Source organism: Burkholderia sp. WTPI3, from assembly GCF_021483755.1.
Taxonomy (GTDB): Bacteria; Pseudomonadota; Gammaproteobacteria; order Burkholderiales; family Burkholderiaceae; genus Burkholderia.
The window spans coordinates 24,117-40,736 of the sequence record NZ_JAGIXF010000036.1 but is presented as its reverse complement, the minus strand read 5'-3'; the positions used below and the strand labels follow the sequence as shown (position 1 = coordinate 40,736).

The window sequence follows — 16,620 nt, the reverse complement described above, 5'->3', positions numbered from 1 at the left end:
GGACGGCCATCCGGCCATCCGGCCGGCAGCCGATCAGCGGAACACGACCGTCTTGGTCCCGTTCAGCACGATCCGGTGCTCGACATGCCACTTCACCGCGCGCGCAAGCGTCACGCACTCGACGTCGCGACCGATCGCGGTCAACTGGTCGGGTGTCATGCTGTGGTCCACGCGCTCGACTTCCTGCTCGATGATCGGGCCTTCGTCGAGATCGGTCGTCACGTAGTGCGCGGTCGCGCCGATCAGCTTCACGCCGCGGTCGAACGCCTGGTAGTACGGCTTCGCGCCCTTGAAGCTCGGCAGGAACGAATGGTGGATGTTGATCGCACGGCCGGCGAGCTGCTGGCACATGTTCGGCGACAGGATCTGCATGTAGCGCGCGAGCACGACGAGATCGGCCCGGTGTTCGTCGATCACTTCCAGAACGCGCGCTTCCTGCGCGGCCTTCGCCGCATCGGACGAACCGCCGACGAGCGGGAAGTGATGGAACGGAATGTTGTAGCTCGCGGCGAGCTGGTAGAACTCCTTGTGGTTCGACACGATCGCCGGAATCTCGATCGGCAGCTGGCCGGTGCGATAGCGGAACAGCAGGTCGTTCAGGCAATGGCCGATCTTCGACACCATGATCACGACGCGCGGCTTCACGGCCGCGTCGTGCAGTTCCCAGCGCATCCCGAACTGCTCGGCGAGCGGCGCGAATTCCTGGCGGAGCGTGTCGAGCGCCGACGCGGCGTCCGTGCCGTCGGCATCCTGCTCGAAGTGCACGCGCATGAAGAACTCGCCGGTGCGGCTGTCGCCGAACTGCGCCGAATCGAGGATGTTGTTGCTGCGCTCGAACAGGAAGCCCGAGACCGCGTGGACGATGCCGTGCCGGTCGGGGCACGACAGTTTCAGGATAAAGCTGTGATCGGTCGGCATGACCGCTACTCCCTTCGTTTCGGTATTCGTCAAATAGCCCGTTCGTGCGGCCGCGCCCCGGCCCGAGGGCGCGTCACGCGGGCGGCACGAACAGCGCGTCGATGCCCGCGGCATCCGCCGCCGCGAGCCAGCGATGGCGCAGCAACGTGTCGAGCATCGCGAGGCTCGCATCCATCGTCGCGCGGCCTTCGCGCAACCAGCCGATCACCTCGGGCACGCCGGCCAGCAGGTGCTCGGCCACTTCGCCGTCCTGGTTGTGCGGCGCGAAGTCGCGCGGCAGCGGCAGGTCGTACACGAAGATCAGTTCGGACTGCGTGCCTTCCGGCAGCGAGCACAGTACCTGCACCGCGCGGCCCGCGATCGCGCGCGCCGCCAGTTCGGCCGGCATGCCGGCCTCTTCCCAGCATTCCTTCGTGAGCGTCTCGTGAACGCCCAGGCCCCAGCCGATGCCGCCCGCCACGACGTTGTCGAGCATGCCGGGGTCGGTGGCCTTGGTCGCGCTGCGGCGGCCGAGCCACATCTGCGGCACCGCGGGCGAACCGGGCGCAGCCGCATATTCTACGATGCCGTTCAGGTGGACCGCATAGGTCTGCGTGCCGAAAAAGCGCGACGCGGCGCGCTCGATGTACGCGAGCGGCGGATCGTCGAAGCGGTTGCGGATCGCATAGATCTCGTCGCGCCAGCCCGGGATCGCCCCCTCGGCCGCCAGCGCGCCGATCGCGCTCGCGAGCGCCATGCTGCGCGCGTCCACGGTGTCATAACGCGCCGACAGCACCACGCGCGTGTCGGTCAGCTCGAACACGTCGGGCCAGCGGGCGAGCTTGGCGACGTCCTGGCGATGCACCCAGCCGACCTGCTCGCCGGCGATCTCGAAACGCAGGTGCGCGGCCTGATCGAAACGGCGCGCGGCCGCAATGCACGGAAACGTCATCGGGCTCAGTCCTTCAGCGCGACGCGAATGCCGATCGCGATGAACGTCGCGCCGGCGATCCGGTCGAGCCACACGCCGGCCTTCGGGCGGCGCTTCAGCCACGCGCCGATCGCGCCCGCGCCGACACCGAACAGCGTGAAGATCGCGGCCGTCTGCAGCATGAACAGCGCACCCAGCTCGAACATCTGCAGCGTCACGCTCTGCACGCCGTGCGGATCGACGAACTGCGGCAGGAACACGACGAAGAACAGCGTGACCTTCGGGTTCATCAGGTTGCCGATCACGCTCTGGCGGAAGATCGCAGCGAGCGGCTGCGGCGGACGTTCGTGCGCATTCGCGAGGCCCTGACTGCGCAGCGCCTTGATGCCGATCCACACGAGGTACGCGGCGCCCGCGAGCTTCAGCGTCTGGAACGCGACCGGCGACGAACGCAGCACGGCCGCGACGCCGAGCGCGGCCAGCGTCGTGTGGAACAGGATCCCGGCCGTGAAGCCGAGCGCCGCGACGAAGCCGGCGGCGCGCCCCTGCGAGATGCCGCGCGCGAGCACCTGCAGGTTGTCGGGACCCGGCGCGAACGTGATCGCGATCGACGTCGCGAGAAACAGCATGAAGTTGGGCATCGTGACCTCGCGGCGTGGGCCGGCGTCCGGTGGTTCAGTGGCCGGCGAATTCGGTGACGGTGTAGACGGGCAGCCCCGCGTTGCGCAACAGCGTCGAGCCGCCGAGATCCGGCAGGTCGATGATCGCCGCGCCCTCGACGACGACCGCGCCGAGCCGCTGCAGCAGGTTGCGCCCCGCCATCATCGTGCCGCCGGTCGCGATCAGGTCGTCCATGATGATCACCCGGTCGCCGGGGCGGCACGCGTCTTCGTGGATCTCGACCGTCGCACTGCCGTATTCAAGGTCGTACGATTCCGAACGCGTCTTGTACGGCAGCTTGCCGACCTTGCGGATCGGCACGAAGCCGACGCTCAGCTCGTACGCGACGATCGGCGCAATGATGAAGCCGCGCGCATCGAGCCCCGCGACGTAGTCGAGCTTCGCATCGACATAGCGTTCGACGAACAGGTCGACGAGGATGCGCAGCGCCTTCGGGCTCTGCAGCAGCGTCGTAATGTCGCGGAACATCACGCCTGGCTGCGGCCAGTCGGGCACCGTGCGGATCTGGCTGTGAATGAAGGCGACCGGATCGAGCGGTGCGGCCGACGACGAATGCGGCATGAAACTCTCCGAAAAAAACGGTGCGCGAGGATCGGGCACCGTTTCGAATAAATACGGGTCAGGTTATCGAATCGCGACTCCGGCGACTCAGGCGACAGCGGCCGGCGGCTCGCGCCGATGGCGCGACAACCGTTCCTCCGCGAGCGCGAGCGCCTCTGGCAGCCCGCGCAGCACCACGATATCGCTCGCGCGCAGCTTGGTCTGCGGATCGGGTTCGACGCCGCGAATGCCGTGCCGGCGGATCGCCGTGACTTCCAGCCCGAGCGCATACAGCCCCAGCTCCTCCAGCGAGCGCCCGACCGCGTCCGCGCGCGTGTCGACCGGCACTGATTGTAGCCGCACCTGCTCGTGATCGTCGTCGTCCGCGTCGTCCGCGCCTCGGAAATAGCCGCGCAGCAGGCTGTAGCGCTCGTCGCGCATCTCCTCGACGCGCCGCACGACCTTGCGCATCGGCACGCCGACCAGCACGAGCGTATGCGACGCGAGCATCAGGCTGCCCTCGACGATCTCCGGAATCACCTCGGTCGCGCCGGCCGCGAGCAGCTTCTCGAGATCGGCATCGTCGACGGTGCGTACGATCGCCGGCAGCGTCGGCTCCAGCTCGTGCACGTGATGCAGCACGCGCAGCGCGGACGGCGTGTTCGCATAGGTGATCGCGACGGCCGCCGCGCGGTGGATACCGGCCGCGAGCAGCGATTCGCGGCGCGCCGCATCGCCGAACACGACGGATTCGCCGGCGGTCGCGGCCGCGCTCACGCGATCGGGATCGAGGTCGAGCGCGACGTACGAAATGCCTTCCTGCTCGAGCATGCGCGCCAGGTTCTGGCCCGCGCGGCCGTAGCCGCAGATGATCACGTGACCGCGCTGCTTCAGGCTTTGCGTCGCGATCCGCGTCATCTGCAGCGACTGCTGCATCCATTCCGTCGACGACAGCCGCATCACGATGCGGTCGGCGTTCTGGATCAGGAACGGCGCGGCGAGCATCGACAGCAGCATCGACGCGAGGATCGCCTGGAGCAGCGTCGAATCGACCAGATGCCGGTCGAGGATCAGGTTCAGCAGCACGAAGCCGAATTCGCCGGCCTGCGCGAGCCCGATGCCGGTACGCATCGCGACGCCCGGCGTCGCGCCGAACAGCCGCGCGAGCCCCGCGATCATCGTCCCCTTGAACAGGATCTGACCGACGAAGAAGCCGAACACGAGGAGCGGATGCTCCCAGATCACGCGCGGATCGAGCAGCATCCCGGTGGTCACGAAGAACAGGCCGAGCAGCACGTCGCGAAACGGCTTGATGTCCTCCTCGACCTGATGGCGAAACGGCGTCTCGGAGATCAGCATCCCGGCGATGAACGCACCGAGCGCGAGCGACAGGCCGAAGCGGTCGGTGATGAAGGCGGCGCCGAGCGTGACGAGCAGCAGGTTCAGCACGAACAGCTCCTGCGAGCGGCGCCGCGCAACGACGTTGAGCCAGCGCGTCATGAAACGCTGGCCGACGATCAGCAGCAGCGCGAGCGCGATCACGATCTTGACCGCCGCGAAGCCGAGCGTGATCGCGAGATCCTTCGACGATTCCGCGCCGAACGCGGCGATCACGATCAGCAGCGGCACCACCGCGAGATCCTGGAACAGCAGCACGCCGAAGATGTTGCGGCCGTGGGCGGTCTCGATCTCGAGCCGCTCGGCGAGCATCTTCGACACGATCGCCGTCGACGACATCGCGAGCGCGCCGCCGAGCGCGACACTGCCCTGCCACGTGATGTGCACCCAGCGCTCGAACAGCGCGCCGAGCACGACCGCGAGCACGAGGGTTGCGACGACCTGCAGCAGTCCTAGCCCGAACACGAGCCGCTGCATCGCCCTGAGCTTCGCGAGCGAGAATTCGAGGCCGATCGAGAACATCAGGAACACCACGCCGAATTCCGCGAGGTGTTCGGCCCGTTCGAGGTCCGCGGCAATGCCGAACGCGTGCGGGCCGACCAGGATGCCGACGGTCAGGTAACCAAGCATCGGCGGCAGGTTCAGCGAGCGGAATACGACGACACCCACCACCGAGGCCAGCAGCAGCAGCAGGGTCATTTCGAGCGGGGAAATCACAGGCGAAGCGTCCTCGTTCGTCGGGGCCACGGCAATGCGGGCGCGGGTGGTGGCGGTGGTCAGGCGACCTCGGACGAGTCCGAAGGCCCGGCGCGGCGAACAAACGCCTTTGCTATACTCCGCGCATGATAGCGAAAATCAATGATGATCGGGCGCTCGCGCTCGCCCGCGACGTGCTCGACATCGAGGCGGACGCCGTACGCGCGCTGCGCGACCAGCTCGACGGCGACTTCGTCCAGGCCGTCGCGCTGCTGCTCGGCTGCCGCGGCCGCGTGGTGGTGTCCGGCATCGGCAAATCGGGGCATATTGCCCGCAAGATCGCGGCCACGCTGGCCAGCACCGGCACGCCTGCCTTCTTCGTCCATCCGGCCGAAGCCAGCCACGGCGACCTCGGCATGGTCACGTCGGACGACGTCTTCATCGGTATCTCGTATTCGGGCGAGTCGGAAGAGCTCGTCGCGATCCTGCCGCTCGTCAAGCGGATCGGCGCGAAGCTGATCGCGATCACGGGTCGTGCGGAATCGAGCCTCGGCACGCTTGCCGACGTGAACCTGAACGCCGCGGTCTCGAAGGAAGCGTGCCCGCTGAACCTCGCGCCCACCGCGAGCACGACCGCCGCGCTCGCGCTCGGCGATGCGCTCGCCGTCGCGGTGCTCGACGCGCGCGGCTTCGGCTCCGAGGATTTCGCGCGCTCGCATCCGGGCGGTGCGCTCGGCCGCCGCCTGCTCACCCATGTGCGCGACGTGATGCGCTCGGGCGACGACGTGCCGCTGGTCGGCGCCGACGCGACGCTGTCGGACGCGCTGTTCCAGATTACCGCGAAGCGGATGGGCATGACGGCCGTGGTCAATGCCGACGGCCGCGTCGCCGGCATCTTCACCGACGGCGACCTGCGCCGCGTGCTTGCCCGCGACGGCGATTTCCGCACGCTGCCGATCGTCGACGTGATGACCCGCAAGCCGCGCACGATCGGCCCTGAACATCTCGCGGTCGAAGCCGTGGAACTGATGGAGCGCCACCGGATCAACCAGATGCTGGTGGTCGATGCCGACGGCGTGCTGATCGGCGCGCTGAACATGCACGACCTGTTTTCGAAGAAGGTGATCTGATGAGCGCAGCGCTGACTGCGGCCGAACGCGCGAGCCGCGTGAAGCTGATGATTTTCGACGTCGACGGCGTGCTGACCGACGGCGGCCTGCTGTTTACCGTGGCCGGCGACGCGATGAAGTCGTTCAATTCGCTCGACGGCCACGGCGTGAAGCTGCTCGGCGAGGCCGGCATCGCGACCGCGATCATCACCGGCCGCCGCTCGGAAATCGTTGCGGCGCGCGCGAAGGAAATGAAGATCGCGCACCTGTTCCAGGGCGTCGAGAACAAGCTCGCCGTGTTCGCCGACCTGATCGCGTCGCTCGGCATCGCCGCCGACGCATGCGGCTACATGGGCGACGACTGGCCCGACCTGCCGGTGATGCTGCGCTGCGGCTTCGCGACCGCGCCGGCCAATGCGCACCCCGAGGTGATCGCCCGCGCGCACTGGGTGGCCGAGGCCCGTGGCGGCCACGGCGCCGTGCGCGAAGTGTGCGACGCGATCCTGCGCGCGCAACGCCGCTACGACGCCATGCTCGCGGCCGCCTGCGGAGCCTGACGAATGAACACGCATTTCCGCTGGACCCAGTTGCTGCCGCTCGTCGCGGTCGCCGCGCTCGCGGGCATCACGTGGTGGCTGTTGCAGGCAACGCTGCCGCCGCCCGGCGAGGGCGCCGTGCAGCCGAAGCGCCATACGCCCGACTATTTCGCGGACAACTTCTCGGTCACCGAGCTCGACCAGTCCGGCACGACCCAGTACCGGCTGACGGCCGCGAAGCTGATCCACTACGAAGACACCGAAAACAGCGACCTGACCGATCCGGCCATGCGCGCGTTCCAGCCCGGCAAGCCGGTCGTGACGACCACCGCGAAGCGCGGCACCGTCAACGGCGACGTGTCGATCGTCGATTTGTACGACGACGCGCGCATCCTGCGCGTGGCCGGCGGCGGCGATCCGCAGATGCAGGCCGATTCCCAGCATTTCCGGATCTTCGTCAATGACGATGTGATCCAGACCGAAAAGCCGGTTAAACTTCAGCGCGGCCTGTCGCTCGTCAACGCGACCGACGGCATGAAGTACAACAACGTCACCCGGGTCATCGAGCTTTACGGCAACGTGCGCGGCACGATTGCCGCGTCCGACGCGTCGGGCGGCTCGAAAGCTCAATCCAGGTGACGCATCCCTCACGTGACTGCATGAACGAACCGTTCCCTCGACAGAATTCCGGCGGCGCTGCGCGCGCCGTCCGCGCCGCGCTCGCCGCGACGCTCGTGGCGCTCCCGCTCGTCGGGCTGGCGCCGCTCGCCCATGCCGAGAAGGCCGACCAGAACAAGCCGATCAACGTCGAGGCGGACAACCTGACCTATGACGACCTGAAGCAGGTCACGGTCGCGACCGGCAACGTCGTGATCACGAAGGGCACGATCATCATCAAGGGCGATCGCGTCGAAGTGCGCCAGGATCCGGAAGGCTATCAGTACGCGACGTCGTTCGGCAGCAGCAAGAAGCACGCAACGTTCCGCCAGAAGCGCGAAGGCCTCGACGAGTACATCGACGGCGATGCCGAGCGCATCGACTACGACGGCAAGCAGGATCTCACGACGCTGACGACCGCGGCCACCGTGCGCCGCCTGCAGGGCACGTCGACCATCGCCGACACCGTGCACGGCAGCGTGATCACGTACGACGGCCAGCACGACTTCTACACCGCGAAGGGCGGCAAGGACGTCGCGGCGCCTGGCAACCCGACCGGCCGCGTGCGCGCGATGCTGTCGCCGAAGAACGGCGGCGCAGGGCCGCTGAACGGTGCGCCGGCGAAGCTGTCGCCGTCGACCACGATCCAGGGAGCGCCGGGCCAATGAACGCGCTACCGAATCGCCAGCCGGCCGGCACGACGAGCTCGCTCGTCGTCCGCAACCTGAAGAAGCGCTACGGCTCGCGCACCGTCGTCAAGGACGTGTCGCTCGACGTGAAGAGCGGCGAGGTCGTCGGCCTGCTCGGCCCGAACGGCGCCGGCAAGACCACGTCGTTCTACATGATCGTGGGCCTCGTGCCGCTCGATGCGGGCGAGATCTCGCTGAACGGCAGCTCGATCAGCCTGCTGCCGATCCACAAGCGCGCATCGCTCGGCCTGTCGTACCTGCCGCAGGAAGCATCCGTGTTCCGCAAGCTGACCGTCGAGGAGAACATCCGCGCAGTGCTCGAGCTGCAGTACGGCGACGATGGCAAGCGGCTCTCGAAGGATGCGATCGCGTCGCGCACCGAGGCACTGCTCGACGAGCTGCAGATCGCCCACCTGCGCGACAATCCTGCGCTGTCGCTGTCGGGCGGCGAACGCCGTCGCGTCGAAATCGCGCGTGCGCTCGCGACCAACCCGAACTTCATCCTGCTCGACGAACCGTTCGCCGGCGTCGATCCGATCGCAGTACTCGAGATCCAGAAGATCGTCAAGTTCCTGAAGCAGCGCAATATCGGCGTGTTGATTACCGATCACAACGTCCGCGAAACGCTCGGCATTTGCGACCACGCATACATCATCAGCGACGGTTCAGTGCTCGCCGCCGGCGCGCCGAGCGACATCATCGAGAACGAAAGCGTGCGCCGCGTGTACCTCGGCGAACACTTCCGCATGTAACTTCCCCTCGTGGCCGGCTGCACCCCGCCCGGCACCGCCGTGCGGGGCCGCGCGCGGCTTTCCAGCCATGTTGCAGCCCTACCCGCGGCCGGGCGGCGCGCCGCGCGTAATCGCGGATGGCTCAAGGCGCCTGGGTCGTGGCACACTGCCGGTATGACTCCCTCTCTGCCATGAAAGCCAGCCTTCAACTCCGCCTGTCGCAACATTTGGCGCTGACGCCGCAGCTACAGCAGTCGATCCGGCTTCTGCAGTTGTCGACGCTCGAACTGCAGCAGGAAGTCGCGATGGCCGTCGCGCAGAATCCGCTGCTCGAAAATGACGATGAATGGATCGCGAGTCCGCTGCGTGTCGCGGCGGATGGATCGCTGATCGCGCAGACGCCGCCCGCGCAGAGCGCCGAACCGGCCGCCGCGAACGGCAGCGGCCAGTCGGGCGAGCGCGCCGAGCGCGACGAACCGGCCGGCGCCGACGAATACGACGGCTACGCATCCGGCGACGGCAACGACGGCCCGCAGTGGAATCTCGACGAGTTCGGCCGCTCGAGCGGCGCATCGGACGACGACGACCTGCCGCCGCTGCAGGTGCAGGAAGCCGCGACGTCGCTGCGCGACCATCTCTCCGCGCAACTGCGCGTCACGCAGGCCGGCCCGCGCGATCGCGCGCTCGTGATGTTCCTGATCGAATCGCTCGACGACGACGGCTACCTGACCGCGTCGCTCGACGAAGTGCTCGCCGATCTGCCGGCCGAACTTGAAATCGACTGCGACGAACTGAACGCGGCGCTCGCGCTGCTGCACAGCTTCGACCCCGCCGGGGTCGGTGCGCGCTCGGCATCCGAATGCCTGAAGCTGCAGTTGCTGCGCCTCGATCCGTCCCCCACCCGCACGCTCGCGCTCGAAATCGTGTCGCAGCATCTCGAGCTGCTCGCCGCGCGCGATTTCACGCGGCTGCGCAAGCACCTGAAGGCGAGCGACGACGCGCTGCGCGACGCGCACGCGCTGATCCGTTCGCTGGAGCCGTTCCCGGGCGCCGCATACGGCAAGGCCGAAGCGGACTACGTCGTACCCGACATCATCGTGAAGAAGTCCGGCCAGAACTGGCTCGCGGAACTCAATCCGGAAGTGATGCCGCGCCTGCGGATCAACAACCTGTACGCGAACATCCTGCGCAACAGCCGCGGCGATCCGTCGGCCGGATCGTTGAAACAGCAGCTCCAGGAAGCACGCTGGCTGATCAAGAACATCCAGCAGCGCTTCGACACGATCCTGCGCGTCGCGCAGGCTATTGTCGAGCGTCAGAAGAATTTCTTTGCGCACGGTGAAATTGCCATGCGCCCCTTGGTTTTGCGGGAAATAGCTGATACGCTGGGCCTACACGAGTCGACTGTCAGCCGTGTGACAACAGGCAAGTACATGCTGACCCCGTTCGGGACGCTTGAATTTAAGTACTTCTTCGGATCACACGTTTCGACCGACACCGGAGGCGCCGCTTCGTCGACCGCCATCCGAGCCCTGATCAAGCAACTGATAGGAGCTGAAGACCCAAAATCGCCACTTTCGGACAGCCGCATTGCCGAGCTGCTGGCAGAACAGGGTTTCGTGGTTGCGCGCCGCACGGTCGCCAAGTATCGCGAAGCCCTCAAAATCCCGGCAGTGAATCTGCGCAAGTCTCTTTAAGCCTGCTGCCTGCCCGGCGGCAGGCGTGTTCCGGCCACCGCGCACACGGGGAACAGGCCGGGCGACCTGTCCGCGAATTTGCCGCCGCGTGCGGCAGGGGCAAGTCGACCGGAGCGCCGCCTCGATGCGGCCGGGTGGTCTCTCGCTTGGAGAAGCACTATGAACCTGAAGATCAGTGGACATCATCTCGAAGTCACGCCTGCAATTCGCGAATACGTGATCACCAAGCTGGACCGGGTGCTACGCCATAGCGATCAGGTGATAGATGGCACTGTGATCCTCTCGGTCGACAACCACAAGGAAAAGGACAAGCAGCAGCGCGCGGAAATCAACCTGCACCTGAAGGGCAAGGACATCTTCGTCGAAAGCGCGAACGGTAACCTGTACGCTGCGATCGATCTGCTGATCGACAAGCTGGATCGCCAGGTCGTCAAGCACATGGAGCGTCTGCAAACGCACGCGCACGACCCCATCAAGCTGCAGCCGTCGATCGACCAGATCGAACTGCCGCCGCAATAACGGTCATTGCAGCACACATGCCGCCCGGTTCGCCGGGCGTTTTTTTTGTGGCTTCGACGCAGTGGTGCGACCGGTCCGTCCATGCTGCGCCACGCGCGCGGCTGTGCTCTATAATGTTCCGGTTATCGCCGGGGGGCGTTGATGCGGTAGCTGCCTTGCAGGTTGCCGATACCGAACGCCTTGATATCGCCGAACATGGAAAATCAGTCTGCCGCAGCAAGGAGACCCCAGGCCGCCCAATCGCCTGCCAACATGAATCGCCTAGCCAAAATCCTGCCCATAGAGAACGTCGTCATCGACCTCTCCGTCACCAGCAAGAAACGCGTCTTCGAACAAGCCGGGCTGATCTTCGAAAATCAGAACGGCATCGCCCGCAGCACCGTCACGGACAACCTGTTCGCGCGCGAGCGCCTCGGCTCGACCGGGCTCGGCGAAGGCGTCGCGATTCCGCACGGGCGTATCAAGGGGCTCAAGCACCCGCTCGCCGCGTTCGTTCGGCTCGCCGATGCGATCCCGTTCGAAGCGCCCGACGGCCAGCCGGTCGGTCTCCTGATTTTCCTGCTCGTCCCCGAGCAAGCCACCCAGCAACACCTCGAGATCCTGTCGGAAATCGCGCAACTGCTGTCCGATCGCGACGCGCGCGAGCGTCTGCACAACGAAACGGATATCGCCGAGTTGCATCGCCTGCTCACTCAGTGGCAACCTTGAGTTGATCCGGGCGGAATATTTTCCCGAGCGAGGCGGCATGCGCCGCCGTCCACGGCTGCCCGGCGCCGGTCCCGCATGGCGACGCCCGTCGCCGCGCGCGTGCACCGACTCATTGGAGTGACGAGAGTCATGGATACGTCCAGCATCAACGCCCAGAGCATCTTCGACGACAACGCAGCCACGCTGAAGCTGAGCTGGCTGACGGGGCATGAAGGCTGGGAGCGCGGTTTTTCGGCCGACACCGTCGGCAACGCGACGTCGAGCGCCGACCTCGTCGGCCACCTGAACCTGATCCACCCGAACCGGATCCAGGTGCTCGGCGAAGCCGAAATCGACTACTACCAGCGGCAGACCGACGAAGACCGTTCGCGCCACATGGCCGAGCTGATCGCACTCGAGCCGCCGTTCCTCGTCGTCGCCGGCGGCGCGGCGGCGCCGCCCGAACTCGTGCTGCGTTGCACGCGCTCGTCCACCCCGCTGTTCACGACGCCGATGTCGGCCGCCGCGGTGATCGATAGCCTGCGGCTCTACATGTCGCGCATCCTCGCGCCGCGCGCGACGCTGCATGGCGTGTTCCTCGACATCCTCGGGATGGGCGTTCTGCTCACCGGCGACTCCGGTCTCGGCAAGAGCGAACTCGGCCTCGAACTCATCAGCCGCGGTCACGGCCTCGTCGCCGACGACGCGGTCGACTTCGTCCGACTTGGCCCCGATTTCGTCGAAGGCCGCTGCCCGCCGCTGCTGCAGAACCTGCTCGAAGTTCGCGGCCTCGGCCTGCTCGACATCAAGACGATCTTCGGCGAAACCGCCGTACGGCGGAAAATGAAGCTGAAGCTGATCGTTCAGCTCGTACGCCGCCCGGACGGCGAATTCCAGCGCCTGCCGCTGGAAAGCCAGACCGTCGACGTGCTCGGCCTGCCGATCAGCAAGGTGACGATCCAGGTGGCGGCCGGCCGCAACCTCGCAGTGCTCGTCGAGGCAGCCGTGCGGAACACGATCCTGCAGTTGCGCGGAATCGACACGTTGCGCGATTTCATGGATCGGCAACGACTCGCGATGCAAGATCCCGACAGTCAGTTCCCCGGCAAGCTCGTGTAATTCTCCCGCGCCGGCCACGCAGCGCCGACGCGTCGAGCCGGTGCTATGATGAAACGTCAGGATTCTCTGCTTCCCATGCGCATCGTCCTCATCACCGGCATCTCCGGCTCAGGCAAATCCGTCGCGCTGAACGCGCTTGAAGACGCAGGCTATTACTGCGTCGACAACCTGCCGCCGCACGTGCTCCCAGAACTCGCCCGCTACCTCGCCGAGGCAGGCCAGCACCGGCTCGCGGTTGCAATCGATGCACGCTCGAGCGCGTCGCTCGACGAAATGCCCGGCCTGATCCGTGCGCTGTCGCTCAAGCACGATGTTCGCGTGCTGTTCCTGAACGCGAGCACGCAGGCACTGATTCAGCGCTTCTCCGAAACGCGCCGGCGCCACCCGCTGTCCGGCTCGCCGTCGCACGATGCGAACGTCGGGCTGCTGTCGTCGCTCGAGGAGGCGATCGAGCGCGAACGCGATCTCGTCGCACCGCTCGCCGAATTCGGTCACCAGATCGATACCAGTACGCTGCGTGCGAACGTGCTGCGCACGTGGGTCAAGCGCTTCATCGAGCAGAAGAACAACGACCTGATGGTGATGTTCGAGTCGTTCGGCTTCAAGCGCGGCGTGCCGCTCGACGCCGACCTGATGTTCGACGTGCGCGCGCTGCCGAATCCGTACTACGACCATGAGCTGCGCCCGCTCACCGGGCTCGACCAGCCGGTCATCGCCTTTCTCGACGCACTGCCGATCGTCCATCAGATGATCGACGACATCCATGCGTTCCTGATGAAATGGCTGCCGCACTTTCGCGAAGACAACCGCAGCTACCTGACCGTCGCCATCGGCTGCACGGGCGGGCAGCATCGCTCGGTGTTCATCGCGGAAACGCTCGCCGCGCGCCTCGCGCCCGAGGCGAACGTGATCGTGCGGCATCGTGACGCGCCCGTGGATGTCGACGCGTCGTCGCGGCTTGTCACCGAGGTCGACCGACCTTAGCGACTCCGCCCTTTCGCCGGCGCGCCATGTCTACCCTATCGACCACCCTGATCGAACTGCCGCTGTTTCCGCTGCACACGGTGCTGTTCCCTGGTGGCTGGCTGCCGCTCAAGGTGTTCGAGGCGCGCTATCTCGACATGGCCCGCGCGTGCCTGCGCGACGAAGCGCCGTTCGGCGTGTGCCTGCTGAAGAGCGGCCCCGAAGTGGCCCAGGACGGCGCCGTCTCGGTGCCCGAGACCATCGGCTGCATGGCACGCATCACCGAATGCGACACCGGCGAATTCGGGATGCTGTTCCTGCAGACCATCGGCACGCAGCGCTTCGAGCTGCTGTCGTATCGCGTCGAAGGCAACGGGCTGCTGGTCGGCATCGCTGAGCCGCTGCCCGACGACATCCCGCTCGAAGGCGAGCAGGCGCTCGCGCAATTCGGCTCGTGTGCCGAGGTGCTCGAGCGTATCATCGAAGCGCTGAAGAAATCGGAACCGGGCAAGATGCCGTTCGGCGAACCGTTCCGCCTCGACGATCCGAGCTGGGTGTCGAACCGCCTCGCCGAACTGCTGCCGCTCGACCTGCGCGCGCGGCAGAAGCTGATGGAGTTTCCAGACGTCGGCGCACGCATCGACGCCGTACACCACGTGCTCGACCGGCACGGGTGGCTGTAAGCGCGCCCATCGCGCATCGCTTTGTGGCGACATCTCGCGCAGTGCACCGGCCGGGTTGAAAACTCGGCATTTTGGAAAGCACGCGGCCCCCGCCGCGCACCGCCCCTTTCGTTACAGCAGCGGCCCGCTCAGTGCATCGAGCAGCTTGCGCACGGGTGCCGGCAAGCCGTACGCGTCGAGCCTGCTCAGCGGCACCCACGCCGTCTCGGCATCCTGCGCAAGCGGCAATCCGCCGGCCGCCATGTCGCTCAGCCGCGGCTCGATCTCGAGCCGGAAATGCGTGAACGTGTGCGTGAACGGTGCAAGCGGCACCGGGCCGCCGCCGCCGAAGCCGCGCGCGAGTTCCGCGAGCGCGGCGTCGCCGTCGGCCTGCGGCAGGCACCACAGCCCGCCCCAGATGCCGGCCGGCGGACGCCGCTCGAGCAGCACGGCATCGCCGTCGCGCAGCACAAGCATCCAGGTCTTGCGCGTCGGCACCGCCTTCTTCGGCCGCGCGGCCGGCAGTTCGCGCTGCCGCCCCGTCGATTGCGCGACGCAATCGCCCGCGAACGGACAACGCACGCAATCCGGCTTGCCGCGCATGCACAGCGTCGCGCCGAGATCCATCAGCCCCTGCGTGTATGCGCTCACGTCGGCCGGATTCGCGGCATCCGGCAACAACGATTCGGCAAGCGCCCACATGTCGTTCTCGACGCGCTTCTCGCCCGGAAAGCCTTCGACGCCGAACACCCGCGCGAGCACGCGTTTCACGTTGCCGTCGAGAATCGTTGCATGCGCGCCGTATGCGAATGACGCGATCGCCGCAGCCGTCGAGCGGCCGATGCCGGGCAGTTCGGCGAGCGCGTCGGGCGTCGACGGGAATACACCGCCATGCTCGGCGGCGACCACCTGCGCGCAGCGATGCAGGTTACGGGCGCGCGAGTAGTAGCCGAGGCCGGCCCACAGCGCCATCACGTCGTCGGCCGGCGCGTCGGCCAGCGCGACGACGGTCGGGAAGCGTTCGAGAAAACGCGTGTAGTACGGAACGACGGTCGATACCTGCGTCTGCTGCAGCATGATTTCCGACAACCAGATCCGGTACGGATCGCGGGTGTTCTGCCATGGCAGGTCGTGGCGGCCGTGCACGCGCTGCCATGCGATGAGGCGAGCGGCGAACGTACTGTGCAGCGGCGTGACGGGGTACGGGGCGGGAGCGGTGCGAGGCGGCTTCAAGTGTTCGAATCAGTGAAAAAGGGGTCAACGCGAGGTTCAGCGCTGGCAGGTCGGGCAGTAATAGGTCGAACGCTGACCCTGCACGATATGCCGGATCGGCGTGCCGCATACGCGGCAAGGCAGGCCTGCGCGATCGTAGACGAAGCAGTCGAGCTGGAAATACCCGCTTTCGCCGTTGCTGCCGACGAAGTCGCGCAGCGTGCTGCCGCCGCGCTCGATCGCGTCGGCGAGCGTCGCCCGTACGGCGTCGGCCAGCCGTTCGTAGCGCGGCAACGATACCTTGCCGGCGGCCGTCGTCGGCCGGATACCGGCGCGAAACAGGCTCTCGGACGCATAGATGTTGCCGACGCCGACGACCATGTCGCCCGCGAGCAGCGCCTGCTTGACCGACACGGTGCGGCCGCGCGTGCGCGCGTGCAGCAGCGCGCCGGTGAACGCGGGCGAGAACGGCTCGACGCCGAGGCTCGCGAGCAGCGGATGCGCATGCACGTCGCCCGCTTCGCGGGGGTGCCACAACACGGCACCGAAACGGCGCGGATCGCGGAACCGCAGCACGAATTCGTCGAAAATCCAGTCGATGTGGTCGTGTTTGGCGGCAACCGGCACGCCGGCCGCGGGCAGGACGCGCAACGTGCCCGTCATCCCGAGATGGACGATGAACCAGCCCGCGTCGACCTCGAACAGCAGGTACTTGCCGCGACGCTCGACCGCGAGCACCTCGCGCGCGCGCAATTGCTCCGCGAGCCCCGCAGGCACGGGCCAGCGCAGCATCGCGGTACGGACGTCGACACGCTCGACGCGGCGGCCTGCGACAAAGGGCTCGATGCCCCGGCGCGTGACTTCGACTTCTGGCAACTCTGGCATATTTTGCGGGT

General features: G+C 66.9%; 18 protein-coding genes. 11 read left to right on the top strand and 7 right to left on the bottom strand.

Annotated features, from left to right (window positions below; translation table 11 throughout):
• Nucleotides 1–33: 33 nt before the first annotated feature.
• From purU to J7024_RS20145, 5 genes are all read right to left on the bottom strand, one after another.
• Nucleotides 34–918 (bottom strand): formyltetrahydrofolate deformylase, encoded by an 885-nt coding sequence (purU, locus tag J7024_RS20165; RefSeq protein WP_124827906.1) that lies wholly within the window; start codon nt 916–918, stop codon nt 34–36.
• 73 nt (nt 919–991) lie between these two features.
• A complete protein-coding gene (locus tag J7024_RS20160; protein ID WP_175796170.1) occupies nt 992–1,849 on the bottom strand; it encodes an NUDIX hydrolase in 858 nt (285 codons plus the stop codon).
• Between the two features lie 5 nt (nt 1,850–1,854).
• The gene (locus J7024_RS20155) at nt 1,855–2,469 is read right to left on the bottom strand and encodes a LysE family translocator (protein ID WP_124827904.1); all 615 of its coding nucleotides are present in this window, start codon (nt 2,467–2,469) and stop codon (nt 1,855–1,857) included.
• A 34-nt stretch (nt 2,470–2,503) separates the two neighbouring features.
• On the bottom strand, nt 2,504–3,070 hold the full coding sequence (locus J7024_RS20150; RefSeq protein ID WP_124827903.1) for an adenine phosphoribosyltransferase: 567 nt from the start codon (nt 3,068–3,070) through the stop codon (nt 2,504–2,506).
• A gap of 87 nt (nt 3,071–3,157) precedes the next feature.
• Nucleotides 3,158–5,164 (bottom strand): monovalent cation:proton antiporter family protein, encoded by a 2,007-nt coding sequence (locus J7024_RS20145; RefSeq protein WP_124827902.1) that lies wholly within the window; start codon nt 5,162–5,164, stop codon nt 3,158–3,160.
• 125 nt (nt 5,165–5,289) lie between these two features.
• On the opposite strand from J7024_RS20145, the gene kdsD reads away from it, so the two are divergent.
• The 11 genes from kdsD to J7024_RS20090 all read left to right on the top strand — a co-directional run bounded on the left by kdsD (nt 5,290) and on the right by J7024_RS20090 (nt 14,533).
• Nucleotides 5,290–6,273 carry an arabinose 5-phosphate isomerase KdsD gene (kdsD, locus tag J7024_RS20140; RefSeq protein ID WP_124827901.1) on the top strand — a complete coding sequence of 328 codons (984 nt, stop codon included), beginning with the start codon at nt 5,290–5,292 and terminating at the stop codon, nt 6,271–6,273.
• A complete protein-coding gene (locus J7024_RS20135; RefSeq protein ID WP_124827900.1) occupies nt 6,273–6,809 on the top strand; it encodes a KdsC family phosphatase in 537 nt (178 codons plus the stop codon). The genes kdsD and J7024_RS20135 overlap by 1 nt, the downstream gene beginning before the upstream one ends.
• A gap of 3 nt (nt 6,810–6,812) precedes the next feature.
• The gene (lptC, locus tag J7024_RS20130; RefSeq protein WP_096507356.1) at nt 6,813–7,427 is read left to right on the top strand and encodes an LPS export ABC transporter periplasmic protein LptC; all 615 of its coding nucleotides are present in this window, start codon (nt 6,813–6,815) and stop codon (nt 7,425–7,427) included.
• 20 nt (nt 7,428–7,447) lie between these two features.
• Nucleotides 7,448–8,113 (top strand): lipopolysaccharide transport periplasmic protein LptA, encoded by a 666-nt coding sequence (gene lptA / locus J7024_RS20125; RefSeq protein ID WP_124827899.1) that lies wholly within the window; start codon nt 7,448–7,450, stop codon nt 8,111–8,113.
• Nucleotides 8,110–8,886, top strand: coding sequence for an LPS export ABC transporter ATP-binding protein (gene lptB / locus J7024_RS20120; RefSeq protein WP_124827898.1), 777 nt, complete (start codon nt 8,110–8,112; stop codon nt 8,884–8,886). Before lptA ends, lptB begins: the two co-directional genes overlap by 4 nt.
• A gap of 170 nt (nt 8,887–9,056) precedes the next feature.
• On the top strand, nt 9,057–10,562 hold the full coding sequence (locus J7024_RS20115) for an RNA polymerase factor sigma-54 (RefSeq protein ID WP_124827897.1): 1,506 nt from the start codon (nt 9,057–9,059) through the stop codon (nt 10,560–10,562).
• A gap of 159 nt (nt 10,563–10,721) precedes the next feature.
• The gene (gene hpf / locus J7024_RS20110; RefSeq protein WP_006477786.1) at nt 10,722–11,081 is read left to right on the top strand and encodes a ribosome hibernation-promoting factor, HPF/YfiA family; all 360 of its coding nucleotides are present in this window, start codon (nt 10,722–10,724) and stop codon (nt 11,079–11,081) included.
• A gap of 195 nt (nt 11,082–11,276) precedes the next feature.
• On the top strand, nt 11,277–11,789 hold the full coding sequence (locus tag J7024_RS20105) for a PTS sugar transporter subunit IIA (protein WP_059451610.1): 513 nt from the start codon (nt 11,277–11,279) through the stop codon (nt 11,787–11,789).
• A 129-nt stretch (nt 11,790–11,918) separates the two neighbouring features.
• A complete protein-coding gene (gene hprK / locus J7024_RS20100; RefSeq protein ID WP_006483133.1) occupies nt 11,919–12,887 on the top strand; it encodes an HPr(Ser) kinase/phosphatase in 969 nt (322 codons plus the stop codon).
• 75 nt (nt 12,888–12,962) lie between these two features.
• Entirely contained in the window at nt 12,963–13,871 is a 909-nt protein-coding gene (gene rapZ / locus J7024_RS20095; RefSeq protein WP_124827896.1) for an RNase adapter RapZ, read from the top strand.
• A gap of 26 nt (nt 13,872–13,897) precedes the next feature.
• Nucleotides 13,898–14,533, top strand: coding sequence for an LON peptidase substrate-binding domain-containing protein (locus J7024_RS20090; protein ID WP_124827895.1), 636 nt, complete (start codon nt 13,898–13,900; stop codon nt 14,531–14,533).
• Nucleotides 14,534–14,644: 111 nt separating this feature from the next.
• Here the strand turns inward: J7024_RS20090 and mutY are convergent, their stop codons facing one another.
• Nucleotides 14,645–15,745, bottom strand: a complete 1,101-nt coding sequence (gene mutY, locus J7024_RS20085) for an A/G-specific adenine glycosylase (RefSeq protein ID WP_124827894.1) — start codon at nt 15,743–15,745, stop codon at nt 14,645–14,647.
• 36 nt (nt 15,746–15,781) lie between these two features.
• On the bottom strand, nt 15,782–16,609 hold the full coding sequence (gene mutM, locus J7024_RS20080; RefSeq protein WP_124827893.1) for a bifunctional DNA-formamidopyrimidine glycosylase/DNA-(apurinic or apyrimidinic site) lyase: 828 nt from the start codon (nt 16,607–16,609) through the stop codon (nt 15,782–15,784).
• Nucleotides 16,610–16,620 lie beyond the last annotated feature (11 nt).